Genomic DNA, 17,271 nt, shown 5'->3' with positions numbered 1-17,271 from the left:
CCCTGCGAGCGGGCAGAGGGGAGTTGGATTGGCGCGCGCCGGCGCGGGAAAGGAGAGGATCGACTCGACGAACGATCCGCCCGGCTCCGCTGTGCACTCGCAAAAAACGGCAGTTCCGGTGGGCGTTTCGGCCAACCGCCGTGCGCTTGGCGCATGCTAGCCTTGGCGCCCTCAAATTCTCGAACGATCCGGACTCCACCATGGCGAGCTATCAGGCGCCCCTCAAGGAAATCAATTTCGTACTGAATCAGGTTCTCGATGCCGGCCGGCTGGCGCAGCTGCCGGGCTATGAGGACGCCACCGCCGACACCCTGACCGGGCTGATCGACGAGGCGGCCAAGCTGATCGAGAACGAGCTGGCACCGCTGAACCCGAAGTCCGACGCGCAGGGCTGCGTCTACAACGGCGACAACACGGTCAAGGTGCCGGACGGCTTCGCCGAATTCTGGAAGGCCTACGCCGAGGCCGGCTGGGTCGGCATCATGCAGAAGCAGGACTACGGCGGCGCCGGCCTGCCCTACACGCTGGGCAAGGTCATCGAAGAGCTGCTGTGCTCGGCGAACGTGGCGTTCGCGCTGTATCCGGGCCTGACGCAGGGCTGCTTCGAGGCGATCGCCGCCAACGGCTCCGACGAGCAGAAGCAGACCTACCTGCCGAAGCTGGCGACCGGCGAATGGTCGGGCACCATGTGCATGACCGAGCCGCAGGCCGGCTCCGATCTCGCCGCGGTCAAGACCAAGGCGCACCCGCAGGATGACGGCTCCTTCCTGCTCGAAGGCAGCAAGATCTTCATCACCTCCGGCGAACACGAGATGGTCGACAACATCGTCCACTTCGTCCTCGCCCGCCTGCCGGACTCGCCGCCGGGCATCAAGGGCCTGTCGACCTTCGTCGTGCCGAAGTACCTCGTCAACGCCGACGGCTCGGTCGGCGAGCGCAATCCGGTCAAGTGCGTCTCGATCGAACACAAGATGGGTATCCACGGCTCGTGCACCTGCACGATGTCGTTCGAGAACGCCAAGGGCTGGATGATCGGCGCGCCGAACACCGGCATTCAGAACATGTTCGTGATGATGAATCTGGCGCGCATCATGGTCGGCTACCAGGGCCTGGGCCAGTGCGAACTCGCCACGCAGAACGCCATCCGCTACGCGCTCGAACGCAAGCAGGGCAAGGCGTTCAACGGTGGCGACGTCATCGCCCACCACCCGGACGTGCGCCGCATGCTGCTGCAGATGAAGGCCGTCACCGAAGGCGCGCGCGTGCTCTGCTATGAGACCGCCATGCACGTCGACGCCTCGCATCAGGCGGCCGACGCCGAAGCGCGCGAGATCGCGCAGGACTGGGTCGAACTGAACACACCGCTAGTCAAGGCGTTCTGCACCGATTCGGCCGTCGAACTGGCGTCGATGGCCGTGCAGGTCTACGGCGGCCATGGCTTCATCCGCGAGCACGGCATCGAGCAGATCGTCCGCGACTCGAAGATCCTCTGCCTCTACGAAGGCACCAACGGCATCCAGGCGATGGACCTGGTGCGACGCAAGCTGATGCTGCACGGCGGCCGCCTGCCGAAGCGCTTCTTCGAAGCTGTGCGCGCCGATCTGGACGCAGCGCCGGACGTCATTGCCGAGCCGCTGGCGAAGGCCTTGGCCGAGCTCGAGTCGACGACGCGCTGGGTGCAGGAGTCGTACAAGGTCTCGCCGGACGACGCGGCGTTCGGCTGCGTGGATTTCCTGCGCGCGTTCTCGCTGACCTATCTGGGCTGGAACTGGCTGCGCATGGTGCGTGCCGCCGAGGCCGGCGGCGACGCCGGTTTCGCCGCTGCCAAGCGCGCCACCGGGCAGTTCTTCGCTACACGCATGCTGACGCAGGTGCCGGCCCTACTCGCCAATGTGCGCGCCAGCGCAACGGATTTGATGGCGATGGACGTCGCCGGGCTGTAAACGTCACCTTCGGCGGTTCGCGGTCGCGGCTGGCGCCGTTGCTGCAGTTTCGGAGAGCCGGTCAAGGACGGCACCTCGGATATCCGTTCATGTCGAGTAGGCCCGCTGGGCCGTATCGGGACACGTCGCTGTTTGACGGCGCATCGTCTCCGCTCTGCGCATCAAGGGCTCGGAGCGTGCCTCGATACACCGCGCTACGCGCGGCACTCGGCATGAACGATTGGGGGAACCTCAACACGCCCGCCCCGCCGTTCGCCCCAAGTGCCAAGCCGCAGGCTTGGTGTATCGAAGGGTTTCTGCATCTGCCGCCCATTTGAACGCGCTCCGAGAGCCGCGTGCGCCTCGACACACCGTGCTGTGCGCCGCACTCAGCATGAACGGTTTGGGGAAACCTCAACACGCCCGCCCCGCCGTTCGCCCTGAGTGCCAAGCCGCAGGCTTGGTGTATCGAAGGGTTTCTGCACCTGCCCCCCAGTTGAACGCGCTTAGAAAGCCGCGCGCGCCTCGACACACCGCGCTACGCGCGGAACTTGGCATGAGCGGTTTGGGGAAACCTCAACACCCGCCCCGCCGTTCGCCCTGAGTGCCAAGCCGCAGGCTTGGTGTATCGAAGGGTCTCTGCATCTGCCGCCCAGTTGAACGCGCTCAGAAAGCCGCGCGCGCCTCGACACACCGCGCTACGCGCGGAACTTGGCATGAGCGGTTTGGGGGAACCTCAACACACCCGCCCCGCCGTTCGCCCTGAGTGCCAAGCCGCAGGCTTGGTGTATCGAAGGGTCTCTGCACCTGCCCCCCAGTTGAACGCGCTCAAAAAGCCGCGCGTGCCTTGATACCCCGCGCTGCGCGCCGCACTCGGCATAACGGTTTGGGGAAACCTCAACACCCGCCCCGCCGTTCGCCCTGAGTGCCAAGCCGCAGGCTTGGTGTATCGAAGGGTCTCTGCATCTGCCGCCCAGTTGAACGCGCTTAGAAAGCCGCGTGCGCCTTTATATCCCGCACTGCGCGCCGCGCTTGGCATGAACGGTTTGGGTGAATCGGTTATGCCAGCGCCGCTGTCAGTGTCCGAATCACCCAATATCGAGGAGCGCGGGCCAAAGCCATTTTTGGCGGCCATCCCGTGGTCTGCCGCGCCACGAGCTCCCCGATGCCCATACGACCTGCTAGGCTCAACACCCTATTTTCCGGGGGAGACAGACATGGGCACGGTCTACGAGTTCGAAGCCAAGACCATCGACGGCGCCGCGCAGAAGCTCGACACCTATCAGGGCCAGGTGCTGCTGATCGTCAACGTCGCCAGCAAGTGCGGCTTCACGCCGCAGTACAAGGGCCTGGAAGCCTTGTGGCGCAAGTACAAAGACCAGAATTTCGCGGTACTCGGCTTTCCCTGCGACCAGTTCGGTCACCAGGAGCCGGGCGATGAAAACGAGATCAAGAATTTCTGCTCACTGACCTATGACGTCGACTTTCCGATGTTCGCGAAGATCGACGTCAACGGCGCCAACGCCCACCCGCTCTACCAGTTCCTCAAGTCCTCGGCGCCCGGCATGCTCGGCACCGAAGGCATCAAGTGGAACTTCACCAAGTTCCTGATCGGCAAGGACGGCAAGGTCGTCAAGCGCTACGGCTCGATGGATACGCCGGAAAAGATCGACAAGGACATCGCCGCGCTGCTGTAGCGACATGTTTTACGTGTACCTGCTGCGATGCGCGGACGGCGCGTACTACGCGGGGCACACGGATGATCTGCCGCGGCGCCTGGCCGAACACGAGCAGGGGACGACCCCCGGCTACACGACCATGCGACGACCGGTGACGCTGGTATTTTCACAGGAACTGCCGAGCCGCGAGGAAGCCCTCGCCGCGGAACGACAAATCAAGCGCTGGAGCCGGCGCAAGAAGGAAGCATTGATTGCCGGGGACTGGAATCTGTTGAAAGCTGCGGCTCGCAAGGACTTCAGCTGCCGCTGATCTGACAGTCGCGCGTGCCTCGATACACCGCGCTACCGCGCGGCACTCGGCATGAACGGTTTGGGGAAACCTCAACACCCCCGCTCCGCCGTTCGCCCTGGGTGCCAAGCCGCAGGCTTGGCGTATCGAAGGGTCTCCGCACCTGCCGCTAATTTGAGCGCCTTCCGGAAACCGCGCGCGTGCCTCGGTATACCGCGCCACGCGCGGCACTCGGCATCAACGGGCTGAAAACCCTCAAGCCCCCACCCCCGCCGTTCGCCCTGAGTGCCAAGCCGCAGGCTTGGTGTATCGAAGGGTTTCTGCACTTACCGCTAATTTGAGCGCCTTGCGGAAACCGCGCGCGTGCCTCGATACACCGCGCTACCGCACGGCACTCGGCATCAACGGGCTGAAAAACCTCAAGCCTCCGCCTTTGCCGTTCGCCCTGAGTGCCAGGCCGAAGGCCTGGTGTATCGAAGGATCTCCGCACCTGCAGCGACGAAAGACTCGTTCGCGTCTGGAGACACCTCACGACGCGCTGCATTCGAGAAGAGCGGGATGCTGGACGCCCCTCAAACCACTCTCAAAGCGTCTTGGCGGAAAACGTATCGCACTGCCCGATTTCGCCGGTCGCGAAGCCACGCTTGAACCAGCGCACGCGCTGCTCGGACGTGCCGTGCGTGAACGAATCCGGTACGACTTCGCCCTGCGCCTGTTGCTGCAGGCGATCGTCACCGATCGCAGTCGCGGTGCTGAGGGCTTGCTCGATGTCGCCGCGCTCCAGCCATTTATGGCGTGCCTCGGCGCGGTTGGCCCAGACCCCGGCATAGCAATCGGCCTGCAGTTCCTCGCGCACCGACAGGCCGGTAGCTCCGTTCATTGGCACACCGCGCGCCTGTTCCGACTGGGCGCGCTTGAATACGCCGGTGAGGTTCTGCACGTGATGGCCGATCTCATGGGCAATCACGTAGGCGTACGCAAAGTCGCCGCCGCCGCCGAGCCTGGCCTTCATCTCGTCGAAGAAGCTCGTATCCAGATAAACCTGCTGGTCGCTGGGGCAATAGAACGGCCCGGTCGCCGAGCTGGCGCCGCCGCAGGCGGTCTGCACGCGGCCGGAGAACAGCACCAGCTTGGGAGGCACATAGCGCACGCCCGCACGATCGAGCACGGCGGTCCAGACGTCTTCGGTCTCGCCGAGGATGGCGCGCACGAAATCGGTGGTCTCGTCGTCAGCCGCGGGCCCTTGCGATGAAGCAGGTTGCTCGAGCTGCTGAATCACGCCGAGCATCTGCAGCGGGTCTTTGCCAAACAACAGCCCCAACACGATGACGATGGCAATACCGCCGATGCCGAGTTTGATCCCGCCGCCGCCACGGCGGCCGCCCACAACGTTGTCGCTGCGCCGCGCTTCGCGCCACTTCATGCCTGCTCTTCCGGGGAATGGGTCGGCCGGCATCGTCGCCGAGCAACGGCGACACCGCAAGCGATCGATGCCCGTCAGCGCCGTTCATGTCGTAGCCAAGCGGCCGTGGCATGCTGCAATCGGGAGGGTGACGGCGTCTCGATCGCAGGATTCGCACCGTTTCAGGCATGTCGGCACTCATTTCATTTACGGGGCACTGGACTATCCCACTCAAATTCATCATTGATTATTAACGTTTATCACGTTAAGCAGATGATTTTTAAATGAAATAAATTTCTCATTTTGAATTCAAAAAAGCGCGAAAAACCGACCGTTCTGGATGGTTATTTGATGAAATACGTGAATTCTGAGAGAATACCTACTCTTGTGCCGTTGTTCCGGCGCTCAATCCACCAGACTCAAAGGAAGAAAGCGCATGTTGCTTGCCACTGATCTCGATGGCACTTTCCTCGGCGGCAATCCTGAGGACCGCCAGCGCCTTTATCAGCTTGTTAGCCGGCACCCGGACATTCGTCTCGTTTTCGTCACCGGCCGTGGCCTCGAATCAGTGCTGCCGCTGCTTTCCGATCCGGCGATTCCAACGCCCGATTTCATCATCTGCGACGTTGGCGCCACGGTCGTCGATGCCCACACCCTGCAGCCGATCCAGCCGTTACAGTCCGAAATCGTCGAAAAATGGCCGGGCGACCCCGCGATCGCCGCCGCGCTCGAGCAATTCGACCTGCAGCGCCAGGACGTCCCTCAGGAACGTCGCTATTCGTTCTATTGCGGCGAACATGACGTCAGCGACGCACTGAAGGCCGCTGTCGACGGCCTGGGGTGTGACCTGCTCTACTCGGCCGGCCTGTACCTGGACATCCTGCCGCGCGGCGTCAACAAGGGCGCAACCCTTGCCAGACTGGTGGCGACGCTCGACATCGACCCCGAGCGCGTGCTGGTGGCCGGCGACACGCTCAACGATCTGGCGATGTTCCAGCAGCACTTCAAGGGCGTCTGCGTCGGCGAATCCGAGCGCGCACTGCTCGACGCCACACGTGGCGACACCCGCGTGCTGCACGCCGAGACCCCGGGCTGCGGCGGCATTCTCGAGGCCATCACGCATTTCGGCTTCCTCGGCACAGTCGGCATCGACGCGCACGCCAATCCCGCGCAGGAAACCGGCAAGTCGGACCTGGTCATCGTCTATCACCGCCTGCCCTACGAGGAGTTCGTCGAAAACGGCAAGCTCATCCGCCGCGCGCCGACCTCGCCGAACGGCATCCTGCCGACGCTGTTGAGCTTCTTCGGCGACGGGCGCCGGGGTGCCTGGGTCGCCTGGGCCGTCGACGACCCCAAGCGCGGTCCGTTCGAGATGAACACGCCGGTCGACCTCAAGCGCTATCCGCGCCTGACCGCGGCTCGCGTACCGCTGACCAAGCAGGACGTCGACGTCTTCTACCGGCACTTCTCCAAGGAAGCGTTCTGGCCGATGCTGCATACGTTCTGGGAGCGGGCACGCTTCCGCGAGGATCACTGGCAGATCTTCTGCCGCGTCAATCGCGCGTTTGCCGAACGCACCGCGACCGAAGCAGCCGAAGGCGCAATCGTCTGGATTCACGACTACAACCTGTGGATGGTGCCGGCCTACCTGCGTGAACTGCGGCCGGACCTGAAGATTGCGTTCTTTCATCACACCTATTTCCCGTCGGCCGACGTCTTCAACGTCGTACCGTGGCGCCGCGCCATCATCGGCAGCCTGTTGCAGTGCGACTACATCGGCTTCCACATTCCGCGTCAGGTCGAGAACTTCGTCGACGTGGTACGCGGCGCGGCGCCGGTCAAGATTGTCGACCAGCAAAGCTCGGCACCGCGCTTCGTGACCTACGGCTGCGCCGTCGGCATCGAGAACTACGTCACCGAAATCGCCGTCGGCGAGCATCACATCCGTCTCGGGGCGCATCCGGTCGGCATGGATCTCGGCCGCGTCTCGGAGGCGCTGGGCAAGCCTGATGTACAGAAGCGCATGGCGGAACTGCGTGCGTCACTCAAGGGCCAGCGCCTGATCCTGTCGATCGAGCGACTCGACTACACCAAGGGCACGCTGGAAAAGCTGCTGGCCTACGAACAGCTGCTCGACGAATACCCGGAACTGGTCGGCAAGGTCACCTTGATCACGGTCTGCGTGCCGGCGGCCAAGGAGATGACGGTCTACCGCCAGCTGTCGCGGCAGATCGAGGAAGCGGTGGGCCGCATCAACGGCCGCTTTTCGCGTGTCGGCTGGACGCCGGTGCAGTTCTTCGCCCGTGCCCTGCCGTTTCACGAAGTCGTCGCCTACTACGCGATGGCCGATCTGATGTGGATCACGCCGCTGCGTGACGGCCTCAATCTGGTGGCCAAGGAGTACGTCGTCGCACAGGGTCTATCCGGCGGACGCGGGGTGTTGGTGCTGTCGGAATTCGCCGGCGCCGCCGCCGAGCTCAAGGGCGCAATCCTGACCAACCCGCACGACATCGAAGACTTGAAGAACGGGTGCTACGTCGGCCTCAACATCGGCCAGGCCGAAGCCGAGGCGCGTCTGCGCCAGCTGTTCGACATCGTTCGCCACTACGACAACCGTCGCTGGGGCGAGGACTTCCTCGACGCGGTCATGCAGCACCAGCCAACCGAAACCGCCGTCTCGGCCTGAGCATATTTCCGTCGGCGCGGCGCAAGCCGCGACCGTCGAACGCTCGGGGCAGCCGTCCCGGCTCGCGCCGCCTTCCGGCACCCGCCTCCCCCGGCCCCTCCCCCCGCAAGCGGGCGGAGGGGAGTGAAAGCATGCGCGCCCATGGCGCCATCGAAGCCCTCTCTGCCAGCGGGGCGGAGAGGATTGGGTGAGGTGGGGTGTGTGAAGTTCCGGATGCGGCTGGAAGAAAAGGTGACGCTTTCCAGCGCCCACCTCCCCCAGCCCCTCCCCCCGCAAGCGGGCGGAGGGGGCAAGGCACGTTCGTGCCCACTGCACCATCAAAGCCCTCTACGCCAGCGGGGCGGAGAGGGTTGGGTAAGGTGGGGTGCGTGAAGTTCCGGATGCGACTGCAAGAAAAGATGACGCTTTCCAGCGCCCACCTCCCCAGCCCCTCCCCCCGCAAGCGGGCGGAGGGGGCAAGGCACGTTCGTGCCCACTGCACCATCAAAGCCCTCTCCGCCAGCGGGGCGGAGAGGTTGGGTGAGGTGGGGTGCGTGAAGTTCCGGATGCGGCTGGAAGGAATCGTGACGCCTTCCGGCTCCCACCTCCCCCTGCCCTCGCCCGCGAGCGCCGACGGTCGTGGCGCTGCTCCTGCAGTCCGTGCTCGATACGCCTCGCCATTCAGGCGCTGACGCAAGAAAGCGGGCAGACTTGCACGCCATGATCGCGCACCTGTTTTCCCTGTCTTCCCTGCTGCTCGGCGTCGCCTTTCTGCTGACCGGCACCGGACTGTTCAGCACCCTGCTCGCCGTGCGTGGCGGACTCGAGGGCTTTGCCCCGAACGTGCTCGGCCTGGTGATGTCGTGCTACTTCGTCGGCTACCTGGTCGGCACGTACATCAACCCGCGCATCATCCAGCGCGTCGGCCACATCCGCGCGTTTGCGATCTTCGCCGCACTCGCTTCCAGCACGGCCGTCATTCATTCGCTGTTCGTCTCACCGCTGGCCTGGGGCGCACTGCGCGTCATCACCGGCGCCTGCATGGTCGGCCTGTACACGGTCGTCGAAAGCTGGCTCAACACCCAGGCCGCGCCGGAGCAGCGCAGCCGCGTGTTCGCGAGCTACATGGTCGTCAACTTCTCGGCGCTGACGGTCGGCCAGTTCCTGCTGGCGCTCTACCCCGTCTCCGGCTTTCAGCTGTTCGGCATCGTCGCCATCCTGCTGTCGCTGTCGTTGGTGCCGGTGGCACTGACGTCGATCGCTCAGCCGCTCCCGGTGCACACGCCGCGTCTGAGCCTGCAGGCGCTGTATCGCAAGGCGCCGGTCGGCATTGCCGGCGCGTTCGGGTCCGGACTGGCGCTCGGCGCGTTCTGGGGGCTGGGCGCCGCGGCCGCGCAACGCTTCGGCTATGCCGAGGCCGGCGTCGCCCACTTCATGTCGGTCACCATCGTCGGCGGCGCGCTGCTGCAGTGGCCGATCGGTCGCTGGTCCGATGGCAGCCTCGATCGGCGCCGCGTGCTGTTCACGATCACGGCCGGCGCGGCGATGGCAGCACTGGCTGGCGCCATCTTCGGAGCGCTCTGGCAGCCACTGTTGTTACTGGTCATGTTTGCGTTCGGCGGCATGGCGTTCGCGATCTATCCGATCAGCATCGCGCTGACCAACGACCGCCTGACCCGCGAAGAAATCCAGCAAAGTTCGAGCAGCCTGCTGCTGCTCAACGGCGTCGGCGCCGCCATCGGCCCGGCAGTCGCCGGCGTCGTGATGAGCCACCTGGGGCCGCGCGCCTTGTTCGTGCACTTCGCCGTCGTGCTCGGCGCGCTGGCCGCTTACGCGTTATGGCGGCTGTCGACCTCGCCGGAAGCGCCGGCCGCCACTGCGACCTTCCAGGCCATGCTGCGCACGACGCCGGAGGCCGAGCACATGCTGGAAGACGACGAAGAACCGCCGGTCGAACAGGGCGGGCGCACGCTGTAGCGACTAGAGCGGCACAAACCTGGTGCGTGCCTCGATACGCCGCGAGATGCGCGGCACTCGGCATGAACGAGAAGATGGGAGGCGCCACAACAATCACCCGCCGTTCGCCCCGAGTGATCGCGCCAGCGATCGTATCGAGGGGTCTCTGCACTTCCACGTGACTCGCCCCGCTCCGAGACGCTGCGTGCCTCGATACACCGCGCTACGCGCGGCACTCGGCATGAACGGCATGGGAAAACTTCGAGAGTCCCGCTTTTGCCGTTCGCCCTGAGTGCCGGCCGCCAGGCCGGTGTATCGAAGGGCCTGTCCTGAGTGCCGCCGTAGGCGGTGTATCGAAGGGCCTGTCCTGAGTACCGCCGTAGGCGGTGTATCGAAGGGTCCCTGAAGCTGCAGAGTACGGGCGTGCCTCGATGCGCCACATGAACGGAAACGCTGGAACCTGCCAGAAAACCGGTTCCGTATTTCGTAGGTGCGGCGCCGGTTCAGGGAGCTGCGACCGGCGCCGCCGTCTTCGACTTCGCCGGCGCGCCTTCCGGCGATGCGAGGAACGCCTCGGCGAATGCCGCGTAACGGCCATCGTTGATCGCGGCGCGGATGCGCTCGGTCAGCTTCAGGTAGTAATGCAGATTGTGGATGGTGTTGAGCCGTGGCCCGAGCATTTCGTCGCAGCGGTCGAGGTGATGCAGATACGCACGCGAGTAGTTGCGGCAGGTGTAACAGTCGCAGATCGGGTCGAGCGGCCGCGGATCGTCGCGGTACTTGGCGTTGCGCAGCTTGACCACGCCTTCGCTGGTGAACAGGTGGCCGTTACGCGCATTGCGCGTCGGCATCACGCAGTCGAACATGTCGATGCCACGCGCCACGCCCTGCACCAGATCACGCGGCGTGCCGACTCCCATCAGGTAGTGCGGGCGATCAGCCGGCAGTTCGCCGCCGATCGCGTCGAGCACCTTGATGCGCTCATCTTCCGGCTCGCCGACCGACAGTCCGCCGATGGCATAACCGTCGAAACCGATGTCGCGCAGGCGCTGCAAGGACTCACGCCGCAACTCGCTATGCATGCCGCCCTGGACGATACCGAACAGCGCGCCGCTGCCCAGCACCGCGGGATCGCCTTCGCCGAAGCGCTGCAGCACCGGCAGGGTCGCGCGCTCGGCCGACAATTCCTGATGACGCGTCTTGCAGCGCGCCGCCCAGCGCGCCGACAGTTCCATCGACTTGCGCGCCTGCGGCTCGGTCGCCGGATACGGCGTGCACTCGTCGAACTGCATGATGATGTCCGAGCCGAGGCCGTGTTGGACTTCGATCGAACGTTCCGGCGACAGGAAGATGCGGTCACCATTGATCGGCGACGCGAACTTCACGCCCTCCTCGGTGATCTTGCGCAGGCCGGACAGGCTCCAGACCTGGAAGCCGCCGGAATCGGTGAGGATCGGTCCGTCCCAGCGCATGAAGCCATGCAGGCTGCCGAACTGCTGCTGGATCAACTGTTCGCCCGGCCGCAGCATCAAGTGAAAGGTGTTGCCCAGGATGATGCGGCTGTGCACCTCACGCAGCTCCTCCGGCGTCACGCTCTTGACCGTGCCGTAGGTGCCGACCGGCATGAAGATGGGCGTCTCGACGACGCCGCGGGCAAAGGTCAGGCGACCGCGGCGGGCGCCGCCGTCCTGTTTGAGCAATTCGAACTTCACGAGGCAGACATCGTCGATCAGGGAGCGTCGCGTATTGTCCCACGCCACCGCCGCCGCGATCCACGACCGGCGTCCGGCCGCCGGACAAGGCGTGCGCGCTGCGACGTACTTGCGCTGCATACAGAGGGGAATAAAAGCAAGATCGTGCCCCTTGCCCCATCAAAGCCCTCGCCGCCAGCTGGGCGGACAAGGTTGGGTGAGGTGGGGGCGCGACGCTCCGGATGCGGCTGGAAGAAACAGTGACGCCTTCCGGCGCCCACCTCCCCCAGCCCCTCCCCCCGCACGCGGGCGGAGGGGAGCAAAAGCACATTTGCACCAACTGCACCATCGAAGCCCTCTCCGCCGGCGGGGCGGAGAGGGTTGGGTGAGGTGGGGTGCGTGACGTTCCGGATGCGGCTGCAAGAAAAGGTGACGCTTTCCAGCGCCCACTCCCCCAGCCCCTCCCTCCGCAAACGGGCGGAGGGGAGTCAAAGCACATTTGCGTCAACCGCGCCATCAAAGCCCTCTCCGCCAGCGGGGCGGAGAGGGTTGGGTGAGGTGGGGTGCGTGATGTCCCGGATGCTGCTGGAAGAAACAGTGACGCCTTCCGGCACCCACCTCCCCCACCCCCTCCCCCCGCACGCGGGCGGAGGGGAGCAAAAGCACATTTGCGTCAACTGCACCATCAAAGCCCTCTCCGCCAGCGGGGCGGAGAGGGTTGGGTGAGGTGGGGGCGTGACGTTCCGGATGCGGCTGGAAGAAACAGTGACGCCTTCCGGCGCCCACCTCCCCCAGCCCCTCCCCCCGCACGCGGGCGGTGGGGAGCAAAAGCACATTTGCACCAACCGCACCATCAAAGCCCGCTCCGCCAGCGGGGCGCAGAGGGTTGGGTGAGGTGGGGTGCCTGCAGATCGCGATGTCGCTGCGGCGGACCGCCGATCCTTCAGGCGCGCGCTTCGATGCCGCCCCTTCGTCGGCACCCGCGGGCGCCGTGCCCCAAGGGCCCCAACAGCCGCGATTCAGGAACACCGTGCTGGACTTGCGTATCTGCCCCGAACGCCGGCACGCTGCCGCCGTCCCGCCGAGATTTCACGCCATGAGAATGCTGCTGGGCTTGATCGACCGCCTGCTGTTCGCTGCCGGCTTCGCGCTGGCGATGCAGCTGCCGCAGTTCGTCGACGCGTACACGCAACGCTACGGCGGCTATCACCAGGCGCTGGTCGACAGCATGGCCGAATACCAGCGCAACGCCGACGAGCACTACGGTGGCGACATCGACAAACTGATCGCCGACCTGCACGCCGCACCGGCGGCGGGCATTCACGATATCGGCGACAAGCTGCAGCGCGACCGCGCGCATGAACTGGAGATGCGCAACGGCCTGCAGATCCTCGAGCACGAAACGCTAGCACGGCGTCTCGTCTATCTGGCCGGCCACCTCGATGCCGACATCGCGCGCGCCGCCTGGGCGAGCTTCCAGCCCGGCCTGCCGCTGTCGTTCGATGCGCTGTTGTGTGGCTTGGTCGGCGCGGTGCTGTTCAGCGGCCTGTTCAATCTGCTGCGCTGGCCGTTCAGTCTCTGGCGCCGCCGCAATCGGCGATCATCAATGCCTGCCGCGGCCAAACCGGCACCGGCCGCGCCACCAGCACCACCGAAGACCTACAAGCCGACGCCGAAGCCGCCGGCCGAACGCAAGGCGCCTACCCTCTGACGACGCCCGGCGCCGGCTCGATCAGCATGGCGTCGCCATAGCTGAAGAAGCGATAGCGCTGTTCGACCGCGTGGCGGTAGGCCGCCATCATCCGTTCGTAGCCACCGTAGGCGCTGACCAGCATCAGCAGCGTGCTCTCCGGCAGATGGAAATTCGTCAGCAACCGGTCGATCACGCGGAAGCGGTAGCCCGGCGTGATGAACAGCTGCGTGTCGCCGCGCATCGGCGCCAGGGTGCCTTCGCGATCCTGGGCGACAGCGGCGGCTTCGAGCGCGCGCGTCACCGTCGTGCCGACCGCGACGACACGACCGCCGCGCGCCCGCGCCGCCTCGATCTGCGTGCACAGGTTCGCATCGATCGCATAGCGCTCGCCGTGCATGCGATGCTCGGACAGATCGTCGACCCGCACCGGCTGAAAGGTTCCGGCGCCGACGTGCAGCGTCAGCGTGCCGGTATCGATCCCGCGAGCCTTCAGCGCGTCGAGCAGCGGCTGGTCGAAATGCAGGCCGGCCGTCGGCGCGGCGACCGCACCCGGCTCGCGGGCGAATACCGTCTGATAGCGCTCGGCATCGACCGCATCGGGACTGTGCTCGATGTACGGCGGCAACGGCAGACGTCCGGCGCGCTCGAGGAACGCGAGCACGCCGTCGTCGCCCTCGTAGCGCAGATGGAACAGATCGTCGTCGCGATCGAGCATCGTCAGCCGGTCATTGCCGACCTCGATCACGCTACCGGCCTTCGGCTTCTTGCTGACGCCGAGCTGCGCCAGCAGCTCGCGATCGTCGAGCACACGCTCGACGAAGATCTCGACCTGTCCGCCGGTGGGCTTGCGCCCGAAGATTCGCGCCGGAATCACGCGCGTATCGTTGAAGATCACCAGATCGCCCGGGGCCAGCAGCTGCGGCAAATCGACGATGCGCCGATCGTCGAGCCCCGCGCCGATGTGCAGCAACCGGCTGGCCGAGCGCTGCGCGTTCGGATGTTGCGCGATCAATTCGGGTGGCAGCTCGTAGCGAAAATCAGTGCGGCGCATGGCGGGACAGGAATAAGCGGCGGCCTATTGTCGCAGATGCCAGCGCGATGATCGCAGCGGGCCACAGGGCGTGCTGCATAGCAGCAGCGCAGCATGGTCGCCGTCCTACAGAAACACTGAGTCCGCCTCACTACGCTATATTCAACAAAACGATTTTCGGCGATTGGGGGAGTAGCCGAAGACATGGATGCAAACGCACATCCAAGCGAAGTGTTCACGCACAAGTTTTTCGCGCCGCCCGCCTACCCGGGCGTCATTCAACGCGACCATCTGCTCGAGCGCATGTTCCGCTCGCCGCCATACGCGGTCGTCGTCGTCCAGGCACCCGCCGGCCACGGCAAATCGACGCTGCTGCAGCAAGCCAAGACCGCCGGCGAGAGCCATGCTGCGACCGGTGCGTGGCTGAGCTTCGATGAAGCGGACAACGACATGCGCCGGTTCAGCGGCCACCTGCAGGCGCTGATCGAATCGCTGGGGCGCCAGGATGTCGCGAGTGACGAAGGCGACAGCAGTGGCCGGCGGCGGCTCGCCGATTGGGCCGCCAGCCGTCTGGCACGCTTCGACACTCCGGTCCATCTGTTTCTCGACGAATTCCAGACGCTGAGCCATCGCAACGTGCTCGCGGTGTTCCGCGAACTGCTCGACCGCCTGCCCGATAACGTCACCGTTTTCATCGGCTCTCGCGCATTGCCGGAAATCGGCCTGGCGCGGCTCGTCGTCAACAATCAGGCGCTGGTGCTGCGCGCCGACGATCTGCGCTTCTCGCCGAGCGAGGCCGAGCAGTTCTTTCACCAGGCGCAGGACCTCGGCGTCAATCGTCAGGAACTCGATGCGATCTACCGCCAGACCGAGGGCTGGCCGGCTGCACTGCAGCTGTTCCGGCTCAGCCTGTCCAGTCCATCGGTGCGCCGCACGCTCAACGAGGCCGTGGCCCCGAAGCCCCGTGAGCTGGCCGAATATCTGGCCGACAACGTCCTGACCCTGCAGCCGCCGCGCATCCAGCAGTTCCTGCGCCAGACCTCGGTGCTGACGCGCCTCTCGGCCGGCCTGTGCGATCACGTCACCGGCTGGCAGGATTCGCAGAGCATCCTGCTGTTCCTCGAACGCTCGGGCCTGTTCCTGCGCTGTCTGGACTCGGACCTGAGCTGGTTCAAATATCACACGCTGTTCTCGTCGTTTCTCGCCGAGCAGACGCGCATCGAAGAACCCGAACTGCTCGAGACCGTGCACCATCGCGCCGCCGACTGGTTCCACCGGCATGGCATGCACGAGGACGCCGTTCATCACGCGATCGCCGCGCGCGATTACGCGCTGGCCGGCGACATCATGAGCACCTGGATCGATCGCCTGATCGCCGATGCCAATCTGGCCACCGTCGAGCGCTGGTCGGATGCCTTGCCGCTCGACGAGATCGCACGGCGGCCGGCACTGGCGGTGAAGATCGCCTGGGCCCTCGTCTTCCTGCGCCGTCATCACAAGCTGCGACCGCTGATGCCGACACTGGAAGCCGCCACGTCGCAGGGCGTCGATGCCAGTGTCGTCCGCTCGATGCTGGCCATGGTCGTCGACGATGTTCCGCTCGCTTTCGACATCGTGCAGTCGGTCGAGATTCGCGATGCCAAACCGGAAGGCTTTCGCGCATTCGAACTCGGCGCGGCCGCCAACCTCGTCGGCTACCGCTCGATGGCGGCCGGCGACTTCGACGCCGAGCGCGACATGCTGCAGCTGGCGCAGGCCTACAACCGCCGTGGCGACGCCGCATTCAGCGGCGGCTATTCGGTCGCCGTGCACGGCATCAGCCTGTTGATGCAGGGACGCCTGATCGACGCGCTGGCGCTGTATCGCACCGGACTTTCCGAACAGCAGCTCGACCTCGACAAGTCGTTTGCCGCCGCTTCGCTCGCCGCCTGCTATGTGCACGCACTCTACGAATGCGACGAACTCGACCTCGCCGAGTCGATGTTCCTGCAGTTCCACGATGTCATCGCCGACGCGGTACTGCTCGACTTCCTGGCGCTCTGCTACGTCGCGATGAGCCGCATCCAGGACGCGCGCGGCCGCGGCAATCGGGCCGACGAGGTGCTCAGCGAAGCCGAGCAGCTTGCGCACAGCGCCGGCTGGCCGCGCCTGCTGCGCATCGTCGCCTGGGAGCGGGTGCGCCGCGCACTGCTCTCCGGCGAAAGCGAGCGTGCGCAGGCGCTGGCCAGCCGCATTCCCAAGCAGCCGGAGTTCTCGCTGCCGGACGGCTGGATGATCTTTTCCGAAGCCGTCGACGGCGACACCATCGGCCACTTGCGCCTCGCCGTGCACGCCGGGCAGACCGAGCTTGCGCTGCCGAAGCTCGCCGACGAGATCGCGCTGGCGCACAAGCAGCGGCGGCAGTACCGTCTGATCAAGCTGTTGCTGCTGGAAGCGCTGGCCCTGCAGCGCCGCGGCAGCGACAACACCGCGCGCCGCAGCCTGCGCCGCGCGTTGCAGCTCGCGGCGCCGGAGAACTTCGTCCGGCTGGTGCTCGACGAGGGCGCTACCCTGCTGCCGATGCTCAAGGAAGAGCACGCGGCGCTGAGCCGCGAGGCGGTCGATGACCCCTTGCTGCAACCGCTGCAGGAGTTCGTCTCGCGGTTGTTGGCAGCGGCCGGCCACGCCGCGGATCCGGCGCGGGCCGCGCCGGCGATCGGCAGCTTCCAACCGCTGGAACCGCTGACCGATCGAGAGAAGGAAATTCTCGTCTATCTCGCCAACGGCGTCTCCGACAAGGAGATGGCGCGGCGCATCTTCGTGTCCGAGAACACGGTCAAATTCCACCTCAAGAACATCTATTCCAAGCTCGCCGTCAGCAGCCGGCTGCAGGCCATCAACGCCGCACGGCAGATGGCGCTGCTACGCTGAGCGCGATCCCGCACGCCGAGCGTTTCGGCGTGCG

General features: G+C 65.5%; 10 protein-coding genes. 7 read left to right on the top strand and 3 right to left on the bottom strand.

Going from position 1 to position 17,271, the window contains the following annotated elements:
- The first annotated feature begins 200 nt into the window (after positions 1 to 200).
- From G7Y82_RS06070 to G7Y82_RS06060, 3 genes are all read left to right on the top strand, one after another.
- Entirely contained in the window at positions 201 to 1,943 is a 1,743-nt protein-coding gene (locus G7Y82_RS06070) for an acyl-CoA dehydrogenase family protein (protein ID WP_168147100.1), read from the top strand.
- A 1,196-nt stretch (positions 1,944 to 3,139) separates the two neighbouring features.
- Positions 3,140 to 3,619, top strand: coding sequence for a glutathione peroxidase (locus tag G7Y82_RS06065; RefSeq protein ID WP_168147099.1), 480 nt, complete (start codon positions 3,140 to 3,142; stop codon positions 3,617 to 3,619).
- 4 nt (positions 3,620 to 3,623) lie between these two features.
- Positions 3,624 to 3,911: a GIY-YIG nuclease family protein gene (locus G7Y82_RS06060; RefSeq protein ID WP_168147098.1), complete on the top strand. Its 288-nt coding sequence runs from the start codon at positions 3,624 to 3,626 to the stop codon at positions 3,909 to 3,911.
- A 562-nt stretch (positions 3,912 to 4,473) separates the two neighbouring features.
- On the opposite strand, the gene ypfJ is transcribed toward G7Y82_RS06060, so the two are convergent.
- Positions 4,474 to 5,313, bottom strand: a complete 840-nt coding sequence (gene ypfJ / locus G7Y82_RS06055) for a KPN_02809 family neutral zinc metallopeptidase (protein ID WP_168147097.1) — start codon at positions 5,311 to 5,313, stop codon at positions 4,474 to 4,476.
- Between the two features lie 415 nt (positions 5,314 to 5,728).
- On the opposite strand from ypfJ, the gene ggpS reads away from it, so the two are divergent.
- Both ggpS and G7Y82_RS06045 read left to right on the top strand, forming a co-directional pair.
- Positions 5,729 to 7,978, top strand: coding sequence for a glucosylglycerol-phosphate synthase (gene ggpS, locus G7Y82_RS06050; RefSeq protein WP_168147096.1), 2,250 nt, complete (start codon positions 5,729 to 5,731; stop codon positions 7,976 to 7,978).
- Between the two features lie 699 nt (positions 7,979 to 8,677).
- Positions 8,678 to 9,934: an MFS transporter gene (locus tag G7Y82_RS06045; protein ID WP_240954120.1), complete on the top strand. Its 1,257-nt coding sequence runs from the start codon at positions 8,678 to 8,680 to the stop codon at positions 9,932 to 9,934.
- A 482-nt stretch (positions 9,935 to 10,416) separates the two neighbouring features.
- Here G7Y82_RS06045 and tgt read toward each other — a convergent pair whose 3' ends face one another.
- Complete coding sequence (gene tgt, locus G7Y82_RS06040; protein ID WP_168147095.1) at positions 10,417 to 11,625, bottom strand: tRNA guanosine(34) transglycosylase Tgt; 1,209 nt, start codon at positions 11,623 to 11,625, stop codon at positions 10,417 to 10,419.
- 1,075 nt (positions 11,626 to 12,700) lie between these two features.
- Here tgt and G7Y82_RS06035 point away from each other — a divergent pair.
- Positions 12,701 to 13,315, top strand: a complete 615-nt coding sequence (locus tag G7Y82_RS06035; RefSeq protein WP_168147094.1) for a DUF2937 family protein — start codon at positions 12,701 to 12,703, stop codon at positions 13,313 to 13,315.
- On the opposite strand, the gene queA is transcribed toward G7Y82_RS06035, so the two are convergent.
- Positions 13,305 to 14,348, bottom strand: a complete 1,044-nt coding sequence (gene queA / locus G7Y82_RS06030; RefSeq protein WP_168147093.1) for a tRNA preQ1(34) S-adenosylmethionine ribosyltransferase-isomerase QueA — start codon at positions 14,346 to 14,348, stop codon at positions 13,305 to 13,307. The genes G7Y82_RS06035 and queA overlap by 11 nt on opposite strands.
- A 183-nt stretch (positions 14,349 to 14,531) precedes the next feature.
- On the opposite strand from queA, the gene G7Y82_RS06025 reads away from it, so the two are divergent.
- Positions 14,532 to 17,237, top strand: coding sequence for a winged helix-turn-helix domain-containing protein (locus G7Y82_RS06025; protein ID WP_168147092.1), 2,706 nt, complete (start codon positions 14,532 to 14,534; stop codon positions 17,235 to 17,237).
- The last annotated feature ends 34 nt before the right edge of the window (positions 17,238 to 17,271 follow it).

The organism is Solimonas marina, from assembly GCF_012241385.1.
GTDB classification, from domain to species: Bacteria; Pseudomonadota; Gammaproteobacteria; order Nevskiales; family Nevskiaceae; genus Solimonas; species Solimonas marina.
This window is presented reverse-complemented; position numbering and strand designations above follow the sequence as displayed.

What these genes read in the sequence shown, in the direction of transcription:
- G7Y82_RS06070 (WP_168147100.1), top strand. Translation starts at nt 201, where the DNA reads ATGGCGAGCTATCAGGCGCCCCTCAAGGAAATCAATTTCGTACTGAAT.
- G7Y82_RS06065 (WP_168147099.1), top strand. Translation starts at nt 3,140, where the DNA reads ATGGGCACGGTCTACGAGTTCGAAGCCAAGACCATCGACGGCGCCGCG.
- G7Y82_RS06060 (WP_168147098.1), top strand. Translation starts at nt 3,624, where the DNA reads ATGTTTTACGTGTACCTGCTGCGATGCGCGGACGGCGCGTACTACGCG.
- ypfJ (WP_168147097.1), bottom strand. Translation starts at nt 5,313, where the DNA reads ATGAAGTGGCGCGAAGCGCGGCGCAGCGACAACGTTGTGGGCGGCCGC.
- ggpS (WP_168147096.1), top strand. Translation starts at nt 5,729, where the DNA reads ATGTTGCTTGCCACTGATCTCGATGGCACTTTCCTCGGCGGCAATCCT.
- G7Y82_RS06045 (WP_240954120.1), top strand. Translation starts at nt 8,678, where the DNA reads ATGATCGCGCACCTGTTTTCCCTGTCTTCCCTGCTGCTCGGCGTCGCC.
- G7Y82_RS06035 (WP_168147094.1), top strand. Translation starts at nt 12,701, where the DNA reads ATGAGAATGCTGCTGGGCTTGATCGACCGCCTGCTGTTCGCTGCCGGC.
- queA (WP_168147093.1), bottom strand. Translation starts at nt 14,348, where the DNA reads ATGCGCCGCACTGATTTTCGCTACGAGCTGCCACCCGAATTGATCGCG.
- G7Y82_RS06025 (WP_168147092.1), top strand. Translation starts at nt 14,532, where the DNA reads ATGGATGCAAACGCACATCCAAGCGAAGTGTTCACGCACAAGTTTTTC.